The sequence below is a fragment of the Oceanispirochaeta sp. M1 genome (assembly GCF_003346715.1).
GTDB lineage: Bacteria > Spirochaetota > Spirochaetia > DSM-2461 > DSM-2461 > Oceanispirochaeta.
The window spans coordinates 21,235-43,061 of sequence record NZ_QQPQ01000014.1 but is presented as its reverse complement, the minus strand read 5'-3'; the positions used below and the strand labels follow the sequence as shown (position 1 = coordinate 43,061).

21 protein-coding genes are annotated in these 21,827 nt (G+C 45.6%); 9 read left to right on the top strand and 12 right to left on the bottom strand.

Translation table 11 applies throughout. The features are described 5' to 3' along the window. Positions 1 to 13 precede the first annotated feature (13 nt). On the bottom strand, positions 14 to 694 hold the full coding sequence (locus DV872_RS11685) for an NAD(P)H-dependent oxidoreductase (protein WP_114630116.1): 681 nt from the start codon (positions 692 to 694) through the stop codon (positions 14 to 16). Beyond that, a complete protein-coding gene (locus tag DV872_RS11680) occupies positions 691 to 1,236 on the bottom strand; it encodes a flavodoxin family protein (RefSeq protein WP_114630115.1) in 546 nt (181 codons plus the stop codon). Before DV872_RS11680 ends, DV872_RS11685 begins: the two co-directional genes overlap by 4 nt. Positions 1,237 to 1,349: 113 nt before the next feature. Between DV872_RS11680 and DV872_RS11675 the strand changes: the two genes are divergently transcribed. From DV872_RS11675 to DV872_RS11655, 5 genes are all read left to right on the top strand, one after another. After that, positions 1,350 to 1,976 carry a TetR/AcrR family transcriptional regulator gene (locus DV872_RS11675; protein WP_114630114.1) on the top strand — a complete coding sequence of 209 codons (627 nt, stop codon included), beginning with the start codon at positions 1,350 to 1,352 and terminating at the stop codon, positions 1,974 to 1,976. Between the two features lie 179 nt (positions 1,977 to 2,155). Then, positions 2,156 to 2,770, top strand: coding sequence for a TetR/AcrR family transcriptional regulator (locus tag DV872_RS11670; RefSeq protein WP_114630113.1), 615 nt, complete (start codon positions 2,156 to 2,158; stop codon positions 2,768 to 2,770). After that, on the top strand, positions 2,767 to 3,621 hold the full coding sequence (locus tag DV872_RS11665; protein WP_114630112.1) for an ABC transporter ATP-binding protein: 855 nt from the start codon (positions 2,767 to 2,769) through the stop codon (positions 3,619 to 3,621). Before DV872_RS11670 ends, DV872_RS11665 begins: the two co-directional genes overlap by 4 nt. Beyond that, on the top strand, positions 3,618 to 4,340 hold the full coding sequence (locus DV872_RS11660) for a hypothetical protein (protein WP_114630111.1): 723 nt from the start codon (positions 3,618 to 3,620) through the stop codon (positions 4,338 to 4,340). Before DV872_RS11665 ends, DV872_RS11660 begins: the two co-directional genes overlap by 4 nt. Next, positions 4,337 to 5,053 carry a hypothetical protein gene (locus DV872_RS11655; RefSeq protein WP_114630110.1) on the top strand — a complete coding sequence of 239 codons (717 nt, stop codon included), beginning with the start codon at positions 4,337 to 4,339 and terminating at the stop codon, positions 5,051 to 5,053. The genes DV872_RS11660 and DV872_RS11655 overlap by 4 nt, the downstream gene beginning before the upstream one ends. Here DV872_RS11655 and DV872_RS11650 read toward each other — a convergent pair. Together DV872_RS11650 and DV872_RS11645 are read right to left on the bottom strand one after the other, a co-directional pair. Beyond that, the gene (locus tag DV872_RS11650) at positions 5,015 to 8,140 is read right to left on the bottom strand and encodes an efflux RND transporter permease subunit (RefSeq protein ID WP_114630109.1); all 3,126 of its coding nucleotides are present in this window, start codon (positions 8,138 to 8,140) and stop codon (positions 5,015 to 5,017) included. The genes DV872_RS11655 and DV872_RS11650 overlap by 39 nt on opposite strands. Next, positions 8,137 to 9,186: an efflux RND transporter periplasmic adaptor subunit gene (locus DV872_RS11645; RefSeq protein ID WP_114630108.1), complete on the bottom strand. Its 1,050-nt coding sequence runs from the start codon at positions 9,184 to 9,186 to the stop codon at positions 8,137 to 8,139. The genes DV872_RS11650 and DV872_RS11645 overlap by 4 nt, the downstream gene beginning before the upstream one ends. A gap of 105 nt (positions 9,187 to 9,291) precedes the next feature. On the opposite strand from DV872_RS11645, the gene DV872_RS11640 reads away from it, so the two are divergent. Together DV872_RS11640 and DV872_RS11635 are read left to right on the top strand one after the other, a co-directional pair. Further along, positions 9,292 to 9,885 carry a TetR/AcrR family transcriptional regulator gene (locus DV872_RS11640; protein WP_114630107.1) on the top strand — a complete coding sequence of 198 codons (594 nt, stop codon included), beginning with the start codon at positions 9,292 to 9,294 and terminating at the stop codon, positions 9,883 to 9,885. Continuing rightward, positions 9,882 to 11,258, top strand: coding sequence for a TolC family protein (locus DV872_RS11635; RefSeq protein WP_114630106.1), 1,377 nt, complete (start codon positions 9,882 to 9,884; stop codon positions 11,256 to 11,258). Before DV872_RS11640 ends, DV872_RS11635 begins: the two co-directional genes overlap by 4 nt. A gap of 13 nt (positions 11,259 to 11,271) precedes the next feature. Here DV872_RS11635 and modC read toward each other — a convergent pair whose 3' ends face one another. The 6 genes from modC to DV872_RS11605 all read right to left on the bottom strand — a co-directional run bounded on the left by modC (position 11,272) and on the right by DV872_RS11605 (position 16,845). Beyond that, positions 11,272 to 12,318 carry a molybdenum ABC transporter ATP-binding protein gene (gene modC / locus DV872_RS11630; protein WP_114630105.1) on the bottom strand — a complete coding sequence of 349 codons (1,047 nt, stop codon included), beginning with the start codon at positions 12,316 to 12,318 and terminating at the stop codon, positions 11,272 to 11,274. Beyond that, positions 12,302 to 13,003, bottom strand: coding sequence for a molybdate ABC transporter permease subunit (gene modB, locus DV872_RS11625; RefSeq protein ID WP_114630104.1), 702 nt, complete (start codon positions 13,001 to 13,003; stop codon positions 12,302 to 12,304). Before modB ends, modC begins: the two co-directional genes overlap by 17 nt. 26 nt (positions 13,004 to 13,029) lie before the next feature. Then, the gene (gene modA / locus DV872_RS11620; RefSeq protein WP_114630103.1) at positions 13,030 to 13,809 is read right to left on the bottom strand and encodes a molybdate ABC transporter substrate-binding protein; all 780 of its coding nucleotides are present in this window, start codon (positions 13,807 to 13,809) and stop codon (positions 13,030 to 13,032) included. 181 nt (positions 13,810 to 13,990) lie between these two features. Then, complete coding sequence (locus DV872_RS11615) at positions 13,991 to 14,557, bottom strand: trans-aconitate 2-methyltransferase (RefSeq protein ID WP_114630102.1); 567 nt, start codon at positions 14,555 to 14,557, stop codon at positions 13,991 to 13,993. Between the two features lie 27 nt (positions 14,558 to 14,584). Continuing rightward, positions 14,585 to 16,162 carry an ATP-binding protein gene (locus tag DV872_RS11610; RefSeq protein WP_114630101.1) on the bottom strand — a complete coding sequence of 526 codons (1,578 nt, stop codon included), beginning with the start codon at positions 16,160 to 16,162 and terminating at the stop codon, positions 14,585 to 14,587. Beyond that, the gene (locus tag DV872_RS11605; RefSeq protein ID WP_114630100.1) at positions 16,159 to 16,845 is read right to left on the bottom strand and encodes a response regulator transcription factor; all 687 of its coding nucleotides are present in this window, start codon (positions 16,843 to 16,845) and stop codon (positions 16,159 to 16,161) included. The genes DV872_RS11610 and DV872_RS11605 overlap by 4 nt, the downstream gene beginning before the upstream one ends. Before the next feature lie 137 nt (positions 16,846 to 16,982). Here DV872_RS11605 and creD point away from each other — a divergent pair, with 137 nt between their 5' ends. After that, positions 16,983 to 18,398, top strand: a complete 1,416-nt coding sequence (creD, locus tag DV872_RS11600; protein WP_114630099.1) for a cell envelope integrity protein CreD — start codon at positions 16,983 to 16,985, stop codon at positions 18,396 to 18,398. Between the two features lie 26 nt (positions 18,399 to 18,424). Next, positions 18,425 to 20,251, top strand: coding sequence for a methyl-accepting chemotaxis protein (locus DV872_RS11595; protein WP_114630098.1), 1,827 nt, complete (start codon positions 18,425 to 18,427; stop codon positions 20,249 to 20,251). Positions 20,252 to 20,259: 8 nt separating this feature from the next. On the opposite strand, the gene DV872_RS11590 is transcribed toward DV872_RS11595, so the two are convergent. Both DV872_RS11590 and DV872_RS11585 read right to left on the bottom strand, forming a co-directional pair. Further along, a complete protein-coding gene (locus DV872_RS11590; RefSeq protein ID WP_114630097.1) occupies positions 20,260 to 21,222 on the bottom strand; it encodes a sterol desaturase family protein in 963 nt (320 codons plus the stop codon). A gap of 102 nt (positions 21,223 to 21,324) precedes the next feature. Continuing rightward, the gene (locus DV872_RS11585; protein WP_147283156.1) at positions 21,325 to 21,825 is read right to left on the bottom strand and encodes a hypothetical protein; all 501 of its coding nucleotides are present in this window, start codon (positions 21,823 to 21,825) and stop codon (positions 21,325 to 21,327) included. Positions 21,826 to 21,827: the final 2 nt, after the last annotated feature.

The window sequence follows — 21,827 nt, the reverse complement described above, 5'->3', positions numbered from 1 at the left end:
CTGTCTTCACAGTTCAACTCTCCAGCAGAGGCCGGGCATACATCGCCTTCCGGCTCACCCCGTTTCTTCTGGATCTGATGATCCATCCAAAAGCACCCTGAAGCCGATAGAGAAAACGGGGATATTTTACCTGGACAAAATAGTTGCTGTCCGGAGCTGCTTCGTCCCGGTGTATATCATTACCAAGTGCCTTGTAGGAAGCAAGGATTTCACTTTTCATCCAGGATCGGAGAGGAATGGCGCGCATCTCTTTATAAGGTTCACCCATCCCGATTCCTATACCGAAGCGCCATTCCAGCTCACTCTTTCTGCAGAAGATCTCCAGGACTCTCAGAGCATCAGCATTCTGAATTGCCTCGGGGAATCCACAGTTAACAATGCCGTAAACTCTGATATTCTTTCTATTTTCCTGAGACATTCTATGGTTCTGATACTCCCGAAGCCACCAGGTAAGATGCCCGGGAAGTACATCTACATAAAGGGGTAATGCAATGATCCAGATATCAGCATCATCCATGGTTTCCAGAATAGATTTTGTATTTTCCTTGATGCTCCGTGGAATCGTAAAGACCTTTGCATCCTCTTTTCTGATCCCTTCATCTTTAAGGTAGGCGGCGATATCTTTGAGAATGAGGGGGGAAGAACTTCCCTTCTCACCCCGGGGACTTCCGTTTATATAGAGGATTTTTTTCATGATGGGTCTCCAAAAAAATTATCAAAGAGAGAATAGTCTTCTTCTGATCTGATAATCAGAGTATTCATATCCCCTTTGTGGATATTGTCGTTCAAATTCGCGCCGGTAATTCTGAATATGTCCTCTTCATCCGAATCGATACTCTCACCATATCCGGCTATGTATGGGATAGCACTCTTTTCATAACGGTGGGGATGATGAGTCTCTCCTTTATGGGTAACAAAAAAAGGAAGCACTCTGCCAAGGGAACGATCCTGCAGTATTTTGAGAGCGGGACTATAGCTGCCCCATGTAACAGGTCCGAGATACATCACACGATCACTGTTGATCTCCTCTTTCAGAATGTCCACTGCATCATCTTTAAAAATACAGAGTCCCGGTGTCTTGAGCCAGCAGTTGAAGCAGCCGATACAGGGTTCCATATCGGCCTTTTGAAGATCAATAAAATGGACCTGCTCATTCCCTCTGCTCTTCTCTTCCAGATAGCTGAGAATATGCTGTCCCTGTTTATCAGGGCTGTCATGAATTATTGTAAGTTTCATTATTCCTACCTTAATACTTCTTGGTCATAAGCCAATGTTTACAGTGTCAACATAGAAAACATATCCTATCATGTTTACACTGTCAACATAAATTTGTTATATTTTGATTCATTATGAGCGAATACCATCATGGAAACCTGAAACAACAACTTCTTGATGAAGGATTAAAACTTCTGAGTGAAGAGGGTATTAAGAACTTTTCCCTGAGGAAACTGGCAAGGCGCTGCAATGTCTCACATACATCACCCTATAGACATTTTTCCAGTAAAGAAGAACTGATCCTGGCCATCGCCGGGGAGATACAGAATAAGTTCAATACTGCACTGAAGGAAGGGCTTGCTTCTACCGAAGGCTCAGCTGAAGAAAAGTTGAATGCCATGGGAAAAGCCTATGTCTATTTTTTTCTGGAGAATCCTGATTATCTTGATCTTCTTTTTCTCAGTCCCGAACTACAGGAAATGGTTACTGGAGAGCATGAGCATGGGCCGGATGATGAGTCTTCCTTTATGACATATCTTATGGCTGTGCTTCCCATAACAAAAGAGAAAGACATTGATTTAGATATCCCCGAAGATCCGACCTGTATTGAGCAGATGCAGACCATACCGGGTGAGGCCCTGCAGCCCTGGTGCCTCATTCATGGACTGACCATCCTTCTAGTTAAAAAAGCCCTGCCCGTACAGGGCAAAGAGGCTGTAGATTTACTTATTGATCAGGTTTTAAACAAGGACCACTTTTAGACCAGGTCAGCCCTTCTCAGCCATATTCTTCTTATAGTTACTCCAGGATGGGAGTCTTTAATTTACATAAATTCCACCAACCCCTCTTTTCCCGATTGACAGATTCCTATTTCAGGAGCAATATATGACTATATTTCACTTTATAGTCATATAGTCATAAAAAGTATCAAGGAGTCAAAATGCCCCGTTCATTCAATGAAGAAGAGACCCAAAAGATAAAATCATCACTGATGAAAGAGGGAAAGAATCTTTTCTCAACCCTGGGGCTGAAAAAGACTACCCTGGATGATCTGGTACAAGCTTCGGGAATTGCCAAAGGATCTTTCTATAAGTTCTTTCCATCCAAGGAAGTTCTGTATATGGAGATTATCGAACAGGAGGAGTCAGAACTGAGACTCCGTCTTCATCAGCAGTACCTTGAAGGAGAAACCCTCAATACAGAAAAAATAAAGACCTTCTTTATGAGCTTTATCTCCTTTATGGATGAAGAACCTCTCTTCCTGAAGATGTTCAGTGAAAATGCAATTGAACAGCTGATGCTTAAATTACCCGCAGAAAAAGTACAGGAACATATGAGTAATGATGAAGACTGGTCCGCCGCTGTTATCAGGGGATGGCAGGAATCGGGATATTTGCCGGACATGAGAGAAGATGTTTTTGCGGCATTGATGAGATGCGTGTTTGTTCTATTCACACAGAAAAAAATAATTGGAGAGAATTACTTCAGGGAATCCCTGGATTTCCTTTTTGATGCATTGGCAGAAAAAATTATCAGTACCGGGAGAGAGCAATGATCCATGTAGAAGATTTAAGATACAGTTATCCGGGAAAGAGTGAGCTGGTTCTGAAAGGGATCTCCTTCAGCATTGAAAAGGGAGAAATATTCGGGTTTCTCGGACCCTCGGGAGCTGGTAAAAGCACGACTCAGAAAACACTGATCGGGATTCTTAAGGACTATAAGGGTAAGGTGAAAGTGGCCGGTAAAAACATCTCCGAGGTTACTGGAGAGTTCTATAATAAGATCGGTGTCTCATTTGAACTTCCCAATCTCTACAGCAAGCTCACAGGAAAAGAAAACCTTGATTTCTTTGCATCTCTCTATAAAAGCCAAACGACTCCTTCTATGGAACTTCTCAATATGCTGGGTCTTGAAGATGCTGCTGATAAAAAGGTGAGTGATTATTCCAAGGGGATGAAAATGCGCCTTAATTTCTGCAGAGCCCTGGTTCATGATCCGGACATTGTATTTCTTGATGAACCGACCGCCGGTCTCGACCCTGTAAATGCAAAAAAGGTGAAGGATATTATACTCAAACTGAAATCCAGGGGGAAAACCATATTTCTGACAACTCACAATATGGCTGTTGCCGATGAGCTCTGTGACAGAGTCGCCTTTATCAATGAAGGAGTCCTGGCTCTTATTGATTCTCCAAGACAGCTGAAATTAGAGAAAGGGGAAAAAAAGCTTCGCCTTGATTATTCAGAGGATGGTCAGATTGTGAGCAGAGAGTTCTCTCTCAAAGGGTTGGGAGAGAACGTTGACTTTCTCAATCTGCTGAAAAATAAAGAGATAGAGACCATACACAGCAAGGAAGCCACACTGGAAGAGATCTTCATACAGACAACCGGCCGGGGATTGTCATGAAAGGCAGGACAGGAACATTTATCAGCCTCCTTCTATGTAATATAAAACTCCAGTACAGGCAGGGTTTCACTGCGGCCTGGGCAGTAATCTCAGGGTTCTATATTCTGGGCCTCTATTTTATTCCGGAGAATATAAAAATGAAGATTCTCCCTCTGATACTGCTGTCCGAACCCTCTACCTTCGCCATGATTTTTACCGGAGCCATACTCCTTTTAGAGAGAGATGAAGGGCTTCTGGAAAATCTGTTTATCACTCCCATGAGCATCAGACAGTATATGCTGTCCAAGGCATTGGCCCTCAGCCTGCCGGCCTGTATCTGCACCACAGCCATTGCAGCAGTACTCAGCGGCCCCGCATGGTCTCTTCTCCTTATTCCTCCTGGAATCATACTGACTACGATCTTCTTTGTACTCCTCACATTTATCCCGGCTTCCGCATCCAGAGACATAATGGGACTTCTTTTTAGAATTGGAATTTATGGCTCCCTGTTTACATTCTCCATACTCGACTATTTCGGAGTTCTAGGAGGATATCATCAATACCTTCTGCCCAGCAAAGGGACTCTTGATATGATGTCTATTGCAATTGGAACAAAGGAAGGGAGCATCCTGACATTGGTTCTCTCCCTCATCAGTCTCTGTGGTGGAATACTTATCATCCTCCCGATCTCGGAGAAACATTTTCGAAAAAACCTTATTGAATCAGGAGGAATTGCATGAGCGAAAAGGCCTTTATTCTTCTGGATATTAAAAACATTTCTCGGGACTTCATACTTCTTGTCCTCCTCCCTGTCCCCCTCCTTCTGGCGCTGATATTGCGGCTGGGATTTTCAGCCCTGGCCGACCTGCTCCGGATATGGATTGATCTTGAGACATACTCTCCCCTCATTCTGATGTTTATCCTGAATATGGGTCCTCTGCTGATTGGGATGATCGGAGGACTCCTGCTGGTGGATGAAGCAGATGATCATGTGATGCCCGCACTGGCGGTGACTCCTCCGGGACGCCGTGGTTTTTTACTCCACAGACTTGGGGCACCCTATTTCTGGACCGCCCTTGTACTTCTCCCGGTCCCCCTGCTCTCGGGTCTGGAAGTAGAGTTCTCCTTTGCCAGACTTTTAGTTCTTGTACTGATTGTCTCCCTGGGAGCACCCCTGGAAGCTCTGATTATCGCGGTTACAGCCCACAACAAAATAGAGGCCATGGCCGTAGGAAAGATGACGGGTATACTCTTTATTGCTCCCTTTATTGCCTGGTTTGCTCCGGGAAACTGGAAATATCTGGGAGGAGTTCTTCCGGGCTTATGGATCTCACTTGCAGGTTTTGAAGAGATGAGCTTTCTAAAAACTGTGACCCTTTTAATGCCGGCTCTTCTTCTGACATCTTTAGCCGTATTACTCCTTCTCAGACGCTTCGAGAGACGAATCGACTGACTCGAAGGGTTTAACAAAGCTCTGTTCCACCTTGTAGTAAAGAAGAGGTACCAGAAAGAGGGTTATGAGTGTGGAACTGAGAAGTCCACCGGCTATGGTCTGCCCTAAAGGAGCATAAATTTCAGACCCCTCCCCGATTCCCAGAGCCATGGGTACAATTCCCAGAACTGTTGTCAGAGTTGCCATAAGTATGGGTTTCAGCCGGCTTGAAGCACCTGAAAGAACGGCATCTCTTAATACAACCTTATCTCTGAAGCGCAGCATATTGATGTAATCAATCATAACAATGGCATTATTAACGACAATTCCCCCCAGGGTAATCCCCCCCAGGAATCCGACGATTGTAAGAGTAGAGCCCATCAGAAGCAGAGCCAGAGACATTCCTGCCAGTACAAAAGGGACAGAAACCATAACAATAAGAGGTTGCCTGAAGCGTTCAAACTGTATAACCATAACCATGTACACTAGAAAAATGGCAATAACAACAACCCTTAGAAGAGAATTGAAGGCACTGAAGGTTTCCGATGCTCCCCCCACAAGCTTCCATTGTACAGAAGGAGGAAGGCCTTCCAGTTCTATTAGAGATTGGATTCTGCTGTTGATTCCTCTGATATCATTTCCTTTCAGATAGGATGTGATAATCACAGAAGGGAGCCTGTTACTGTGCTTTATGGAGGAATAACTCTCATTGATTTCAAATTCAGCGAGGTTGGCCATATTGATGTACTCACCCGATGCTGAAGGGAGGTAAATTGTATTCAGCATATCCTGTCTTACCATCTGTCCGGCATGATTACTTGTGAGGAAAATATCAAGATCCTTACCCTCTTTATTGAAGGTTCCGGCTTTTTCCCCATTCAGATAAAAACGCATGAGCCAGGCGGCATCCCTCAGACTGACTCCCAGGCGGGCTGCCTGTTCAGAATCCAGGCTGATAAGGCCTTCCTTTTTTCCCAGGGAGATATTCATTCCTGTTTCATCGGTATCAGGGTCCATGGACATCCAGTATTCAAGTCTCCTGGCCGCCGGGATAAGGACATCCATCTCCGGTGCAGAAAGTTCAATACTGTACCCCGTCCCCCCGAAACTCAGATCTACTTTAGCATTCAAACCGCCATTTCGAACTGTGATATCAACATCGGGAATGCGGCTGGGGATTTCCCTCTGAAGCATATCCATAATATCAAAGACAGAACGATCCCTCTGTGAACGCGGCAATAGACGTAGAATTACAAATGAGGTATCCGGAGAGCTGGCAAGACTGATAGAGCCGCTCTGTCCGGGATAGGAGAGTTCACTCTCCAGTTCAGGAACTGTTTCAGATATCAGCTCCATGACTTTAAGAGTCTTATCCCTGGTTTGTTCCAGTGTAAAGGAGGCGGGCATATCCATATACACATGGATTTCTCCCATGTCAGTAGGTCCCAGAAAGGAAAATCCCAGGAGATTGAATATCAGAAGACTGAGGCCGAGAATAGAAGCGGCGGTAAAAATAGTAAAACGGGGATGATCCAGAATCCCCGAAAGGGCCCTTCTATATCTGCCCTGAACAGCAGCCAGAGCTGATTCAATCTTTCTCATCCCTCTGCCGGTGATGGAATGACTATCCACCTTCACCGGGACAAGTATAAGCGAGGAGAGCCAGGGCACAATAACAAGTGAAACCACCATGGCTCCGAAGATGGAATAAACAATGGTGAGAGCCACATCCTTCAAAATGATGCCTGTATAATCCTTAAGAAAAAGAAGGGGTATAAATACAGCCAGGGATGTTGTGGTCGATGCCAGTACGGCCCCCCCCACCTCCGATGTACCATCAAGTGCAGCCTGAACAGCGGATTTCCCTCTGCTGAAGTGATTATGAATATTCTCAAGAACAACAATAGAAGAATCCACCATCATACCGATGGCAACAGTGAGGCCTCCCAGGGTCATTAAATTCAAGGACTGATTCCTCATTTTCATACCGATAAAAGCAAAAAGAACTGATAAAGGAATGGCCAGTGCGATGATAAATGTCATACGTAGATTATGCAGGAAGAGGAGGAGGACCAGGACAGCCAGTATGGCTCCTCCGATGGCTGAATTCCGTACAGACTTCATGGACAGGGAGATATTGAAGGCATCATCATTCACGGTTCTGAACCTGATTCCGGGGGCCTCTTGTTCCAGATCATCCAGAACCTTTCTGCCTTCCAATATGATCTGATTTGTATCTGCGGTATTTCTTCTGACCAGACCTACCGAGAGGGTTTCTTCCTGCCTGCTCAGGGCATAGGAATTGGCCTTCTCAGCCAGGATTTCAACATCGGCAACATCTTTTAACAGGACGGCGACACCCTCCCGATATCCCAGGGTCAGGCGTTCAACATCCTGTATACTCTTGAACTTACCTTCTGTTCTGACATTCATACGGGTTGCCCTCATTAGAACATCACCACCAGGAAATGAAACACTCCCTCGATCCAGAGCAACATAAACATCCAGCAATGAGAGTTTTCTGGAAGCAAGCAGGTCGGGATCAACTGTAATTCTCAGCTCTTCATTCCGAACTCCTTTAAGGACGACTTCGGCGACTCCATCAATCCTGGATAGGCCGGGAACGACCCTATCCTCAAGGAACTCGGACTTAAATGAAAGGGAGGCAGGTCCTTCGACTGCAGCCAGATAAACAGGCATGGCATTGGAATTATATCGGAATATCTGAGGCTGCCCACTGATACCCGGGGGTAATTCTTCCATGGCCGTGGATATTTTCTCTCTGACCTCAGGAATCCTCAGATCAAGATTTTCTCCCCAGTTAAACTCGATGGTAATGAGGGAAATACTATTCATGCTTGTGGAGGATAAAGCCTTTACACCGTCCATTGTACTAAGGTTTTTTTCAAGCGGATCTGTCACTTCTGCTTCAACATCCAGAGGAGAACCACCGGGCCAGGTTGTAATAACAACAGCTGTGGGCAATTCTATCCCCGGTATAAAGTCCTGTCTGATTCCCTGCAATGAGAGGATGCCGAAGAGAATCAAGGCAATCAGCAATATTCCTATAACCACAGGATGTTTGACCGAATAGTCTGATATTCTCATTTTTCGAGTATCCTCAGCTCATGTCCTTCGGTCAGAAAATGCTGTCCTTCCAATATAAAAGAAAGATCCTCCATTCCTTCAGGAGCCTGAAATCCCTCCTCCCCCTGGATCAATGGTTCATACTCCATTCTCCGGGGAAGATTATCATTGTCCAGGTACCAGAGACCTCCATCGGCATCCAGAGTTTTCCATTCAAGAATGGCTGTTTCCTCAAGGAGTTCCAATTCAATGAGAACTGCTGCAAACATTCCCGGCCGGATAAGCTTCTCCGGGTCATCCACATCCAGTTGAAGCTGAAAAGTCTTAGATTTCGGGGCTATCCAGGGTGCCACCTGTCTTACCCGGCTTGAAAATTCTTCATTTTCCAGGGCTGGAATTCTTGTGACTATATGCATGGATAAGCCATGATCTCTGAAACGTCCATAATATTCTTCGGGAACATCTATATTCAATTCAGGATTATTCAGATCAGCTATGGTCAGGAGAGGAACTTCAGGAGAGATCAAAGCTCCTTCTTCTCTATGTGTATCCAGCACAGTTCCGTCAATGGGAGAACGGATCTCACACCATTTCAGATGCAGTGCTGCCATGGAGAACTGAGCCCGGGCAGCCTCATAGGATGCCAGTGCCTCATCATAACTCTGAGGTGGTGCTGAATTTGATTTATAAAGAGTTTCTATTCTTTTATATGTAGCTTCGGCCCCCGACAAGGCAGCCTGAGCCTGATTCAGGGTCAGGCGATAAACCTCATCATCAACCAGAGCCAGGACCTGACCAGTCTTTACTTCATCCCCCATAGAGACAGTAATCTTGTTAAGCAGACCGTTTATGCGGGGAAGGACGGTTACAGTCGAACGGCTCTCAGTGATCCCCGTCAGCCGGATATTCCGGCTCAGTGTTCCCATAACAGGTTTCTGGAGTACCACCGGGGCAGGCATCATCTTCAGGTCTTCCTTCTGCCGTCTGTTATTCAGAAAAAAAAGTCCAATGGCAGAAAGAATCAGAATGAGAACAATAACAGACATTCCCTTTGTCATTTTCGCCATGATGCAACCTCCGGAGTTGACCTATGTTCATACTCAATCTATACTCGAAAGGAAACTTTGTAAACCTTCAAAGTGTAATTTGTATCGTATTAAATAGAGGTTCAGATGATTAAAAAAGAGAGAATCACCGAGGCAGCACTCCAGCTTTTCGCAGAAAAAGGCTATAGAAATGTCCGGATGGATGATCTGGCGGAATACCTGTGCATCAGCAAAAAGACCCTCTACAATCACTTTGAGAGCAAAGAATCTCTACTGACAGCCGCCCTGCAGAAAAGAGTTGATGCCAGCCTCAGTATGCTGGTGGAGATCAGTGACGATATGAGTCTGGCCTTTATCCCCAGGTTGAAAGAAGTTCTCCACTCTGCCGGCACGGCCTTATCTTTTACCGATGCCTTCACAACTGACTCCGGTCTGCCGGATGACCTTGTGGATGCCGTCTTCCCCCGGCTCCAGGACCATATACTTCTTCTGGTCAGAAAGCTTGTGGACGAAGGTATAGAAGAAGGTTATATAAGAGCAGATATACCCGTAGAAACTCTTCCTTATATACATCTGGGGATAATTGAAACATTCCTTAAGATGGAATCCCGTTTTGGAGTCAAAGCAAGCCTGAAGGATATGCTTTACTTTATTCAGACCATAGTCTTTACGGGACTCTTAACTGAAAAAGGTCGTATCGCCGAGGAGGGACTTTTATGAGAAAGGTTTATATTTTTTTACTCTGTCTAGTTCTGCCGGCACTTCCTTTAGGTTCTCAGGAGTTATACGGCTGGAAAGATCTTTATGGAAATGCACTGCGTCTGAATGCCTCACTGGCAGAAAAACAGGATGCCGCATCTGCTGCAGAATACAAGTGGAAATCGGCTAAACGATCAAGAGGACCTGAGCTGTCCTTTGAGAGCGATATGTCCTATCTGACCAATCCTCAGGAAGTTCATCTGGAAGCCGGCAGCCTCTATAAAGGAGGACCCATTGCACCGGGGATGGAATTCCCGGCACTTCCTGAAACAGATATGACCCTTCCACTTTATGGGAACCAAAGGTACAGCTTTCGTCTTGTACTGGATCAGCCTCTTATCACATCAGGAAAACTTCTGGGACAGCAGAATATATATAGAGCTCTCTGGGAGAGTTCAATCCTTGATCAACAGCTGAGTGAGTTGATTATCAAAGCTGAAATTCTGAGTATTGTCCACTCCCTCAACTTCCTGCAGGAGATTATTGACCTGATAGAAGAACAAAAGAATTCCGCCAGCCGTTTTGTGAGTCTGACACGAAACTCCTATGATTCGGGGATGGCCTCTTACTCCGATTTCCTGGGAGCCCAGGTAAAGGCACGAGAGATCACTCTGACAGAGAACCAGGTAAGAAGGCAGCTGAACTCTGCTTTACTTCATCTGGAATATCTATGCGGCATTGAAAAACTGAGTCAGGAAAATATCAGTACAGTGGACCTCCCGCCCCTGGGTAATGAAACAGACTCGGAAGCATTGCTTGCAGATGCGGTACAGTACAGCCCTGCTCTGCTTATGCTTCGTCAGAAAATAGAAGTCTCCAGACAGAATGTCAAAGTGGTTCAGGGAAGCAGTTATGGCCGGCCTGATTTTGGATTGAGAGTAGAACTGGACTATGGAGGGGACAGTTTCCCATTCACAACAGACGAATGGGGTTACGATGCAACCAATATTACAAGCACTTTGGGAATTCGGGCGCTTCTGGGAGATTCTGGAAAATCCGCCGCGGATATTAAGTCAGCTAAAAACAGTTTATCCGAAAGTGAACATCAGTATAGAGATTATCAGGAACAGATAAAAAGAGATATTGGGGAGGAGCTGTTCAATCAGAACCTCAGCAGAGAAAACATAGAATATTATAAATCCCGTGCAGAAGATGACATGTCAATGGCCCAACAGAGAAAAGAGTACTGGGAGGCCGGATACGGTATGGAGCAGGATTATCTTCTTCAGATGATTTCCTGGTATTCAGATCTGATTTATAAGAAGCAGGAACAGATTTCACTGGCAGTGTCCTATTACAGACTGAAGGCTTTGACCGGAGTCATAGATAATTAAGAAATACCAGAGATCAGGAGCGGAATGCCAGGGCTTTGATCAGGCAATATACCTCGACACCCTCTTCCAACTCCAGTTCTTCGGCTCCCGGAACAGTGACCTGAGAGGCGATACGGATTCCCGCATCTATAATGCAGAGAATGTGGGTTTCGGTCCGTATTATTCGGCTGATCTTTCCCCGGATCTGATTCCGGACAGAAAGGCCTTCCACTTTGGTACGGGAGAGAGCAACAGCCCTGGGTGATACAACTAGAGAAAAAGTGCGGCCCGGGGATTTAGGCACAATCAGACGCAATGAGGCATTACCTTCCACGGCACATGAATACAATCCCGGAGCCAGTTCTTCAGAATCACTGAGACGGAAGCAGTTTACAAATCCCGAATCCCTGGTCACACGGTCGCCGTAATAATCCAGAGATTCTCCAAAACCCGCACAGCGTCCCTGATCCATAAAGTAAATTTTATCGGTAAGCCGCTGAATATCCGGCAGGTCGTGACTGATTACCAGAAAGGGAATATGGAGCTCATCTCGCAGGTTCCGCAGATAGGGAAGAATGGTCGCCCTCAGTGAGTTATCCATGGCGTTGAACGGTTCATCCAGGAGCAGCATATCCGGTGATGTAAGCAGAGCCCGGCCGATGGCGGCACGCTGCTGTTCTCCTCCCGAAGCTTCACTGGGCATTGTATTCAGAAGGGGTGTCAGTCCAAGAAGTTCTGCGACCTCTTCCAGACAGATACTTCTGTTTGAAGCATACCTTTCGCCAAAAAGGATATTCTCTCTTATGGTCATGTGGGGAAAAAGGAGCTTATCCTGAAAGACCACCCCGATTTTTCTCTTATGAACCGGCACAAAAATTCCTTTATCAGTGTCAGTAAGAACTCTTCCATTGAGGACGATCTTTCCACTTACAGGCTTCTCAAGCCCTGTAAGAAGGGTGAAAAAAGAGGTTTTCCCTGCACCAGAAGGTCCGAAGATACCGATGGTCTGGTCTCCGAACTCTCCATCAATATCAAGTGTAAAATCGCGGCGGGGCAGCTGCAGATCAAATTGAAGACTCATTACGGTACAGCCTCCTTTTCAGCAGTTTCTGATTCAGTGATGAAGATGTGAACATGGCAGCAAAAGATATCAGCACGGATAACAGGACTAGAAATCCCGCCTCCTTCTCCTTTCCCGGAACCTGCAGCAGAGAATAGACAGAGAGGGGTATGGTTCTGCTGATCCCTTCTATATTGCCCGCAAATGTGACGGTGGCTCCGAACTCTCCCAGGCTTCTGGCAAATCCCAGAACAACACCGCTGATGACTCCCGGTAGAATCAGGGGAAGTGTGATTCTGAAAAAAACAGCCTTTTTATCGGCCCCGAGAGTTAAGGCAGCTCTCTCATACCGTGGATCTACCATATCCATGGAGATCCGGATACTTCTTACAATCAGAGGATAAGAGACAACCATGGCTGCAATAACCGCCGCCGCCGATGTAAATGCAATTCTTATTCCGAAAAAGTTATCAAAGAAAGATCCCAGAAATCCCCGGCGTCCCAGAAGAAGCAGAAGCAGGTATCCTGTTGTAACAGGAGGCATCACAAGGGGAAGATTAATAAACCCGTCCAGCAGGTTTTTCCCTCTGAATTCATGACGTGTATAGTAGACCATCAGCAGGGCTGCGGGCAGATTAAGCGCCGTAGCCAGGAGGGCTATCCTCACAGAGAGAAACAGGGTTGTCAGGACATCTGAATAATTCATTTGTTCTCCGGACTGTCAACCGTCAATCAGAGCTTCATATCAAAACCGAATTCTTTAAGAACAGAGTCAGTTTTTCCGCCGTTAACAGCAAAGTCGTAAAAGTCCCTTCCCCCATCACTGCAGTCTTTCAGCAGCGCAGAATAATAGGATACAGGGTTATGGGATTCCTCAGGGAATACTGCAAGTATCTTTACTTTATCAGACTTCAGGGCATCTGTGCGGTAAACAACGCCTCGGTCAGTCTCAGCCAGTTCAACAACAGATAAAGCAGCTCGGACATTGGCTGCCGGCAGGATTCTAGGGGAAAGTTCTTCATACCAACCGTAAAATTCCAGAGCCTTTTGAGCATAGGCTCCCGCAGGAACATGAGCCGGATCTCCCATGGATAACCGCCCTTCAAAACTGCCGGGAAAATCATAATCAGCTCCCAGTTCAAGCGCAGAATCAGGGCTGTCAGAAGGAGCAATCAGAACCATTCTGTTACGGGCAAAGGGTTGTGTTTCTTCCACCAGGCCATCATCAACAACAGAGTCCATCCACTTCTTTGAAGCCGAAATGTAGACATCTGCCTCGGCTCCCTGGGAGAGCTGCCTGGCAAGAGTTCCACTGGATGCCGGATTGAGCAGGACTGTATGTCCAGTCTCCTCTTCGAACAGATCCGCCAGAGTCTGCATGACATCTATTGTACTGGCCGCGGCAAATACTACAACAGAATCCATAGTCTCAGGAGATTCCTGAGCTCCCCCTGCAAATGTGAATGAGATTGGAAAGAACAAAATGGAGACAAAAAGAATAACCCTTTTCATGTTGAATACTCCGGGAACTGTTTATTCAGCTATACCATATTACAATATCTGTAAAACAATATCCCTGCCAACTGCTTCAACAGCTTGTTCAACCTGTTCAGAGATACAGACCGCTGGTATTGGGAGCTCTAATAGTCATTGGGGTCAACGCAGTGGGCATTGAGGAACAGTTTCCGGGAGATTACCCCTTTTTCCGGGCAATCACAAGAAAAGAATCATCATCCTCAAACTCAGTATAGATCTCAGTCTTAAGGATTGTATAGGAAGGCTGAAGAAGGGCCTGAATCTCCTCTTCAAGATAATACTGGAAGAAAAGGCCCCTGAATTCCTCCTGCTTTTCACCCCTCCAGAATGAATGACAGAGTATGCCTTCACTGTTTAAAAGCTCTGCCTGTCTCTCAAATGACAGGATAAGCTCATCCCTTTTAAGATGATGAAGAACCTTGTTGGAATACAGGGCATCAAAGCTGCGGTCCAAATCCAGTGTCACCGCATCCAGCAGGAAAAGATCGGAATCAGGAGAACGCTTCAGATATTTATCCAGAAAGATCTGTGAGTAATCAGATCCAGCCGCCTTATAGTCCTTCTTCAGGATATCCAGATCCACTCCCGGCCCCATCCCTATCTCCAGAACAGAAGCCCCTGAAGGCAGATAATTTTTTAATATGTCAATAAGCTCCTGACCGTCAGAGCCTGCAGCCATGGATATATATTCCTCTACATTTTTTTCTGATTTGAAAAATTCCATAATAACTCCTTAATCCGGGGCTTATGCTCACAGCGGACTCAATGGGAGTATGACCTTGAAACAGGCACCCCCACCATCTCTGTTCTCAACAAGAATCTCACCTCTGTATGCATGCACTACGGCATAGGAGATTGAAAGTCCCAATCCTGAATGTTTTTTCTTCTCACTCCCGGGGCGGTCTGAAAAGAAACGGTCAAATAGCTTGTCCATATTTCCCTCAGGGATTCCCGGCCCACGGTCCAGAACCGTGACCTCAACCTTCCCGCCACTCTTTTTCAGAACAAGTAAAGGATGCTCTCCTTCAGGAGAAAAGCTTAATGCATTATCCATCAGATTGCTAAAACACTGTATCAGGCGGTCTGCTGAGCCTCTCAGGTAATATGGGCCGGCAGACTGAATATCAAGCTGAAATAGATCTGATCCCTCAGTCATGGTTCTCTGCTCTACAAGGGAGGTAACAAGGGCTTTCAGATCCACAGTATCCAGTGACTCTTCGGCCAGTTTAATATCCACATGGCTGATCTCTCTCAGATCATCAATCAGTCTCTGTATCCTGAGCCCCTCTTTTTGAATAATCTGGGTAAAGCGTTTCTGATCAAGGGCATCTGCATCCAGACTCAGCTCAGCTGCATTAAGAATTGCAGCAACAGGGTTCTTCAGCTCATGAGAAAGATCTGAAGAAAATCCGTCCATAAAGCGGGTATATTCAACAAGACTGGAGGAGAGGCCATCCAGAACTCTGGAGAGGTCACCTATCTCATCCCGGTTTTTCAGTGATCGGAACTGCCCCCGTACCCTCCCCCGGTGATCAAGAAAACTCTCTGCCTGATCTCTAAGTTTTTTAACAGGGATTGTAATCGTTCTGGCTAAGAGCATGGACAGGATAGCAGCAGCAATAATTGAGTAGATAAAGATCCTGACCATATCCAGTCTGAGACTGTAGAGATCACTCAGGATTTTATAGGTGGATCTTGAGACCAGCACTACACCGATCACCTCTTCTCCATAAAAAATCGGCAGCGCCGAATAGAGGTTAACCGAACGCTGTCCCCCGCTGGAATATCTTGTAAAGGCACCATATTTCCCGGCAAGAGCCAACTGAATTTCCGGCCCCAGAAGCAGAAAACTACCACTGTAAAATTCGGCGGACCCCAGAGGAGCCGTAGGGGGAACAAATAAGCGCTTTATTATATTAAGGGGGTATACTGCCGCTTTGTAGAGCCAGTTTTCCCTCAGATCCTCTGGAATCTCTTCATAAACTGAATCGATTCTACTGGGTTTTACATAACTGTTGAGAATCTCCTCTACAGGGAGCTGCAGATCAGGAGAACTTGAATCCGCCAGCAGTGCTCCATCTTTATCTACAATTCTTATACGGGCATTCTGATGTCCCTCAAGATTCTTCAGCAGCCGCAATCCCTCTTCCTGTAGATTATCTTTACCATTCAATGATGCCGAAACCAGACGGCCCTGCTGAACCATGGAATGTTCCATACTATCCAGAAGCTGTCTCTCATAGGTATCCAGATAGAGCACGGCACCCAAAGGGAAAAATACCAGAAGCAGATTAAATACAAGTAAGCGCAGTGTGAGTTTTGAGATCATGATAGTGTCCTGAAGCGATAACCCAGACCGTAGACGGCCTCAATTCTGTCAAATCCGGAATCAATAGAACTTATCTTCTTTCTGAGTCTTTTTATATGACTGTCAATTGAACGGTCCGAAACATAATGGTCTAGAGGGAATGCCGCCTGAATCAGCTGCTCCCGGGATCGTACTGAATCGGGGCAGGCACTCAGATCCTGAAGTATACGGAATTCTGAAATTGAGAGAGTAAGAAGCTCACCTTTCCACCAGGCTCTGAAACTCTCCTCACAAAGCCTCAGCTCTGTCTGATCAGAACTGGACTCGGGAAGGACCGCAGAACGGGAGCGCCGAAGCAATACCTTGACCCTGGTACAGAGTTCTCTCAAAGAAAAAGGCTTACACAGATAATCATCGGCTCCGATCTCAAGTCCCAGAATACGATCAAACTCTTCATCCCTGGATGAGAGAAACATCAGAGGAATCTGCTGATCTACTCCCCTCACACGCCGGCACAGCTCCAGGCCATCCATCCGGGGCATCATAATATCCAGAATCATCAACTCGGGAGCTTCCTTCTGAAAGGAACGCCAGGCATCCTCCCCATTCTCAAAACAGGAAACCCTGTGCCCCTCTTTTTCAAGAGCATAACTGAGGGTTTCTCTCAAAGATTCTTCATCATCCACAACTGCAATTACGGCCATACTGATGAGTGTATCACAGCTTTAAAATCCAGGCAGGCAGAATCAGTAATTGCCTTATTTCTGCCTCATTTCAGCCCTTATTCTGCCTGAACATTCTCTCATACTTCCCATAAGCAACAACCCACAAGGAGATACAAATGAAAGAACACCTGGAAATGAAAGACATTAAAAACATCAAAGTAAAGAGGCCCGGATGGATGAACTCAGGAAAACCCGGCTACGGCTTGAAGATCATTATCGTACTGGCAATGATACTTCTTTTTCTAATCCCCCTGGGAATGATTAAAAATCTGGTATGGGAAAGGGAGCAGAGAAAATGGGTGGCCGAAGAGAGTATCCTCTCCTCCTGGGGTGCAGACACAGCCGTGGGCGGTCCGCTGCTGGTCATTCCCCGGAAGATTAAATATGAAGTTACCGATGAAGATGGAAAATACCTGAGAACAGAAGAATATTTGGAAAATGTTTATCTCCTCCCTGAGAGCATGGATATTTTTGCCCAAAGCAGCAGTGAAAGCAAATTCAGGGGTATCTTCGAAGTTCCTGTATTTACTTTAAACGTTGAAGGCTCCGGTAATTTTGCCCTTGAGGCGCTTTATAAAAACTATGACCGTGAGACCCTTGTCTGGGAAGATGCCTATGTGCAGTTCAGTTATCCCAGTTTAAAAGGGATGAAAAGAACCGAGCCTCTCCTCTGGGAAGGGAAAGAACTTGATTTTGAAGCAGGTGACAGCAGCCGATCCTTATACGGAGCCACCCTGAAGGTTGATGTGGATGCGGGACACGGAAATATTCAGGATATAAGCAGGGTTATCCCCTTTCATTTCCAGCAGGAGATCCGCGGCGGTCGTTCTCTTGAGTTCCTTCCCCTGGCAGGCAGCACAAAAATACATATGGAATCCGACTGGGCGGCCCCCTCCTTCCAGGGTTATTACCTGCCGACAGAACAGAACATCACAGATGAAGGATTTACAGCCGAATGGATGATTAACTCACTCAGCAGAAGTGTCCCCGAGTGCTGGAGCGCTTCACAGGATCAATTTTTTCAGGATCTTCTGGAATCTGCCTTCGGTCTTAATTATTATCCCGAGTTTGATTCCTATCAGAAAACAAGACGGACCGTAGAGTACGGCATTCTATTTATTCTGATTCCCTTTCTTACATTTTTCCTTTTTGAACTGATCAGAAAAGTAAAGATTCATCCCGTGCAGTACCTTCTGGCCGGCTTTGGAAATGTTCTGTTCTACCTCATACTCCTCTCCGTATCAGAGCACCTGAATTTTAATCAATCCTATCTGATTGCCTCATCGGCGGTCACTGTAATGCTCTCTCTCTACACTCTCTCCATAAAAGGAATCGGGAGAAAAGGTCTGTACCTCCTGCCTGTTATGACTGCGGGCTATTCCTACCTCTTCTTTGTTCTGAAGTCTGAAGACTATGCACTGATCATGGGAACCGCAGGACTCTTTGGAGCTCTGACTCTGACTATGTATCTGACCAGAGGAATCAACTGGTACGGGAATTCCGAAACAGAAGCTGATGACAATTTGATTTAAGGAGTATCAGAGATTAAAATTAAGGTATGAATACAGAGAAACAAAAACAAAAATCAACTATTTTGAAAAAGTTGCTTTTCACTTTTGGAGGTCTCTCACTCATTCTATTCCTCCTCTTCGGCGGTTCCCTTTTATATGTAACGAATAAATCATTCACAGAACTGACAGAAAGTATGAATCTGCAGCTGGCAGCCTCCCGGGGAGATGAGATTTCCCGCTGGCTGGAGGGACATATCAATATAGTGAAGAGCTTTTCTGATCTGACAATTATCAAGGCAGGAAGTCTGGAGGATGCGGGAGCCTATCTGGAGGGCCGGCATAATTCAATGAACAAAGAATTTGCCATGATATTTATCTCCGATGATCAGGGAAACTATCGCTCAAGCCTTGGCGCTGATGGCAATATATCATCCAGAGATTATTTCAGGGAATTGAAGGACGGTGGTTTGGATACTGCCATAAGCAATCCCGTTGTTTCCCAATCCATGGGCATTCCCATCTTTGTAATTGCTCATAAAGTTACAGACAGTAATGGAAATTTCAAGGGTATTATTGCAGCAACTGTAAAGCTGGAAACCCTCTCCCAGATTGCGACTTCTGTTAAGATGGGCAAGACAGGCTTTGGTTTTATCGTTGACGGTATTGGCTCGGTATTAGCTCATCCTGACCAGGATCTGATTATGCAGACCATGGATACTGAAGAATATCAGTTGAATCTGGTCGGCTTGGACAGCCTCCTTTCTCAGCTGACAAAAGAAGTACAAGGTACCCAGGGGGAAATCAGGAACAAATCAGGAGAGCGCCTGGTCACATTCCTCCATTCGGTGAAAATGACTCCCGGCTGGACCCTGGGAATAACAATTAGCAGAAAAGAATATCTTGCAACCATAACAGAGACAATCAGGCTCATTATCCTGATGACAATAATTGCAATTACCATCCTTGTTGCAGCGGTATTCCAGTTTGCACAAAGCTTCAGTAAAACAATAAAGGCTGCTGCACTGCTTGCGGTGCAGATATCCGGGGGAGACCTTACAGCCCGGATCGATGACAAAGTTCTCAAACAGTCAGATGAAGTCGGGGACCTGGCACGGGCACTGAATCAGATGACCACAGAACTGAGAGAAAATTTTATTGAAATACAAAGCATTGCAGATCAGATTACCCAGGGCAGTGAAAGTATCAGTTCCACAAGCCAGCTTATGTCAGAGGGAGCCACAGAACAGGCAGCAACATCTCAGGAAGTTTCGGCTTCCATGGATAAAATGACCGATTCTATAAATGCAAACTCCGACAACACCAATATGACCGAGTCCATTGCAAACAAAGTTGCTCTCAGTGCCGGTGAGGGCGGAAAAGCGGTTGATGAAACAATAACGTATTCTAAAAATATCTCAGAGAAGATCAAGGTCATCAGTGAAATAGCAAGACAGACAAATATGCTTGCTCTGAATGCGGCCATTGAAGCGGCAAGGGCAGGAGAAGCCGGAAGCGGGTTTGCCGTTGTAGCAGGTGAGGTTAGAAAGCTGGCAGTAAACAGCCAGAAATCGGCAACCGAAATAATATCGGAAACAACAGAGTCATTGAAAGTTGCCACATCTGCGGGACAGATTCTTCTGGAAGAGGTTATTCCGGAAATAAGAAATACAGCCGAACTGGTAAGCGAAGTAAAAGCCGCCACAGAGGAACAGCGAATTGAGTCTGAACAGATCAATACTGCTCTGAGACAACTGGATTCTGTTGTTCAGCAGAATGCCGCTTCCTCCGAGGAATTGGCATCCATGGCAGAAGAGTTCAGTTCCCAGGCATTGGTGCTTAACGAGCTGGTAGCCCGTTTCAAGACGGAGAATTAAAACTCGTACTATTTCCTGGTTTTATATGGTCCTTCCCCGTTATAGAAACGTCCCAGCCATTTATCCCAGGGGATAGTTCCACCTCCGAAATTACAGGAAACATAGCGATGATGGAGATAATGGAAATAATCACCGGCAGGCCAGACTCCTTTAAACAGTGGTCCTTCAAAGCCGGTGTGCCCGGGAGCCGGTGTTAGAGCAGTCAACTGGGAATTGAAAAAGAAATGAACCGGATGACTGGGCACAACAAAATGGATAAGCACCACTGAAAAATAGAGAAAATGTTCAATAGGATGCATAGCCAGCCCGGACCAGGGACCGCAATTCGGATTTTTATGATGAACACTGTGTATGGATCTGAGAAGAGGTTTCCAGTGAATCAGTCTATGAATGAAATAGAAATGAGTCTCCCTCCAGAGGGGTATAATAAGAAAGAATGCGACAAACCAGACAGGATTATCAGAGAGTTCCATCAGAGGCATAAATCCCTTAGCACCCAGCAGGTAATATAAAACTTCCCAGGCCGTCCAGATTGGGACACCAAAAATAAGAGACCTGAACATATTATCCTTCACCTGATCTTTAAACATAAATTTCTTTGAATTCTCAGCCTGCCACCCGGGATGATACTTTCCCCGGGTACCCTGAAATTTCAGGATATAGAGTGTCAGATGGTAAAAGCCGAAAACCAATATAACAAAGATATAGTTTCGAAGGAGCATTCCACCGATCCAGGGTGCACTGAGTTCAGATGTCACTGAGAAATCTGCTTGAAGATAAAACCAGGTACAGACTGCCAGCAAGGCATAAGCCAGATGTCGGGGCCAGAGATAACCGCCCCAGGCGAAAAGCCATTTTAAGACTGCTCCAATTTTCCAGGGCCATTGAAACAAGGGAGAATACTCCATGGCAGGAGGGCTCCAATGCCCTTTTTCATCTCTTGTTTCAAAATCTATGTCTGCCTTTCCCACTTTGTCCTCCCCATACTGACCAAAACTCTAATAACAGTATAAATGTCATAAATAAATTCTGTCGTCTGGAGAAATTATGTTTTTAAATGGACTAACTATGAATCAGCGGGATGAGTCAAACCAGGAGACCAGCAGATCTGTCTCTTCTTTGCTGATTTTCTCTTTTTCCAGAATAATCTCAAAGGTTTTCTTTGTATTGATTTGAAGAAAGAGTGCTTTGTTCGTTAACTCATAGGATCGAATCCAGTCCCAGCCCAGATCTTCTTCCTCTCCGTTGATCTCATTATGGATATGAATCCCATCGGCTGAAAAAGTATATATACTGCTGTTCTCACCATGCTTGCGGGCAAGGAGCCGGGTGGAACCGAAGATCATAATCATGGCAAGACTCATGACAATCAGAAAAAAGGTAAAAAAGACCATCAGGGTATTCAGAGACAGGAGCACTCCGCCTCTGATAACTGTGATCCCGATGCTGTAAAGCAGGCAGGAAAAAGTATAATTTCTGAAACTTCTTTTTTTAAAATTTCTGAACTTTGCAGTGAGGATTGTGTTATAGCTGCAGGCTATTTTCTTCTTTACGGTTTTCTGATCTTCTGACATGG

What these genes read in the sequence shown, in the direction of transcription:
- DV872_RS11685 (WP_114630116.1), bottom strand. Translation starts at nt 694, where the DNA reads ATGAAAAAAATCCTCTATATAAACGGAAGTCCCCGGGGTGAGAAGGGA.
- DV872_RS11680 (WP_114630115.1), bottom strand. Translation starts at nt 1,236, where the DNA reads ATGAAACTTACAATAATTCATGACAGCCCTGATAAACAGGGACAGCAT.
- DV872_RS11675 (WP_114630114.1), top strand. Translation starts at nt 1,350, where the DNA reads ATGAGCGAATACCATCATGGAAACCTGAAACAACAACTTCTTGATGAA.
- DV872_RS11670 (WP_114630113.1), top strand. Translation starts at nt 2,156, where the DNA reads ATGCCCCGTTCATTCAATGAAGAAGAGACCCAAAAGATAAAATCATCA.
- DV872_RS11665 (WP_114630112.1), top strand. Translation starts at nt 2,767, where the DNA reads ATGATCCATGTAGAAGATTTAAGATACAGTTATCCGGGAAAGAGTGAG.
- DV872_RS11660 (WP_114630111.1), top strand. Translation starts at nt 3,618, where the DNA reads ATGAAAGGCAGGACAGGAACATTTATCAGCCTCCTTCTATGTAATATA.
- DV872_RS11655 (WP_114630110.1), top strand. Translation starts at nt 4,337, where the DNA reads ATGAGCGAAAAGGCCTTTATTCTTCTGGATATTAAAAACATTTCTCGG.
- DV872_RS11650 (WP_114630109.1), bottom strand. Translation starts at nt 8,140, where the DNA reads ATGAGAATATCAGACTATTCGGTCAAACATCCTGTGGTTATAGGAATA.
- DV872_RS11645 (WP_114630108.1), bottom strand. Translation starts at nt 9,186, where the DNA reads ATGGCGAAAATGACAAAGGGAATGTCTGTTATTGTTCTCATTCTGATT.
- DV872_RS11640 (WP_114630107.1), top strand. Translation starts at nt 9,292, where the DNA reads ATGATTAAAAAAGAGAGAATCACCGAGGCAGCACTCCAGCTTTTCGCA.
- DV872_RS11635 (WP_114630106.1), top strand. Translation starts at nt 9,882, where the DNA reads ATGAGAAAGGTTTATATTTTTTTACTCTGTCTAGTTCTGCCGGCACTT.
- modC (WP_114630105.1), bottom strand. Translation starts at nt 12,318, where the DNA reads ATGAGTCTTCAATTTGATCTGCAGCTGCCCCGCCGCGATTTTACACTT.
- modB (WP_114630104.1), bottom strand. Translation starts at nt 13,003, where the DNA reads ATGAATTATTCAGATGTCCTGACAACCCTGTTTCTCTCTGTGAGGATA.
- modA (WP_114630103.1), bottom strand. Translation starts at nt 13,809, where the DNA reads ATGAAAAGGGTTATTCTTTTTGTCTCCATTTTGTTCTTTCCAATCTCA.
- DV872_RS11615 (WP_114630102.1), bottom strand. Translation starts at nt 14,557, where the DNA reads ATGGAATTTTTCAAATCAGAAAAAAATGTAGAGGAATATATATCCATG.
- DV872_RS11610 (WP_114630101.1), bottom strand. Translation starts at nt 16,162, where the DNA reads ATGATCTCAAAACTCACACTGCGCTTACTTGTATTTAATCTGCTTCTG.
- DV872_RS11605 (WP_114630100.1), bottom strand. Translation starts at nt 16,845, where the DNA reads ATGGCCGTAATTGCAGTTGTGGATGATGAAGAATCTTTGAGAGAAACC.
- creD (WP_114630099.1), top strand. Translation starts at nt 16,983, where the DNA reads ATGAAAGAACACCTGGAAATGAAAGACATTAAAAACATCAAAGTAAAG.
- DV872_RS11595 (WP_114630098.1), top strand. Translation starts at nt 18,425, where the DNA reads ATGAATACAGAGAAACAAAAACAAAAATCAACTATTTTGAAAAAGTTG.
- DV872_RS11585 (WP_147283156.1), bottom strand. Translation starts at nt 21,825, where the DNA reads ATGTCAGAAGATCAGAAAACCGTAAAGAAGAAAATAGCCTGCAGCTAT.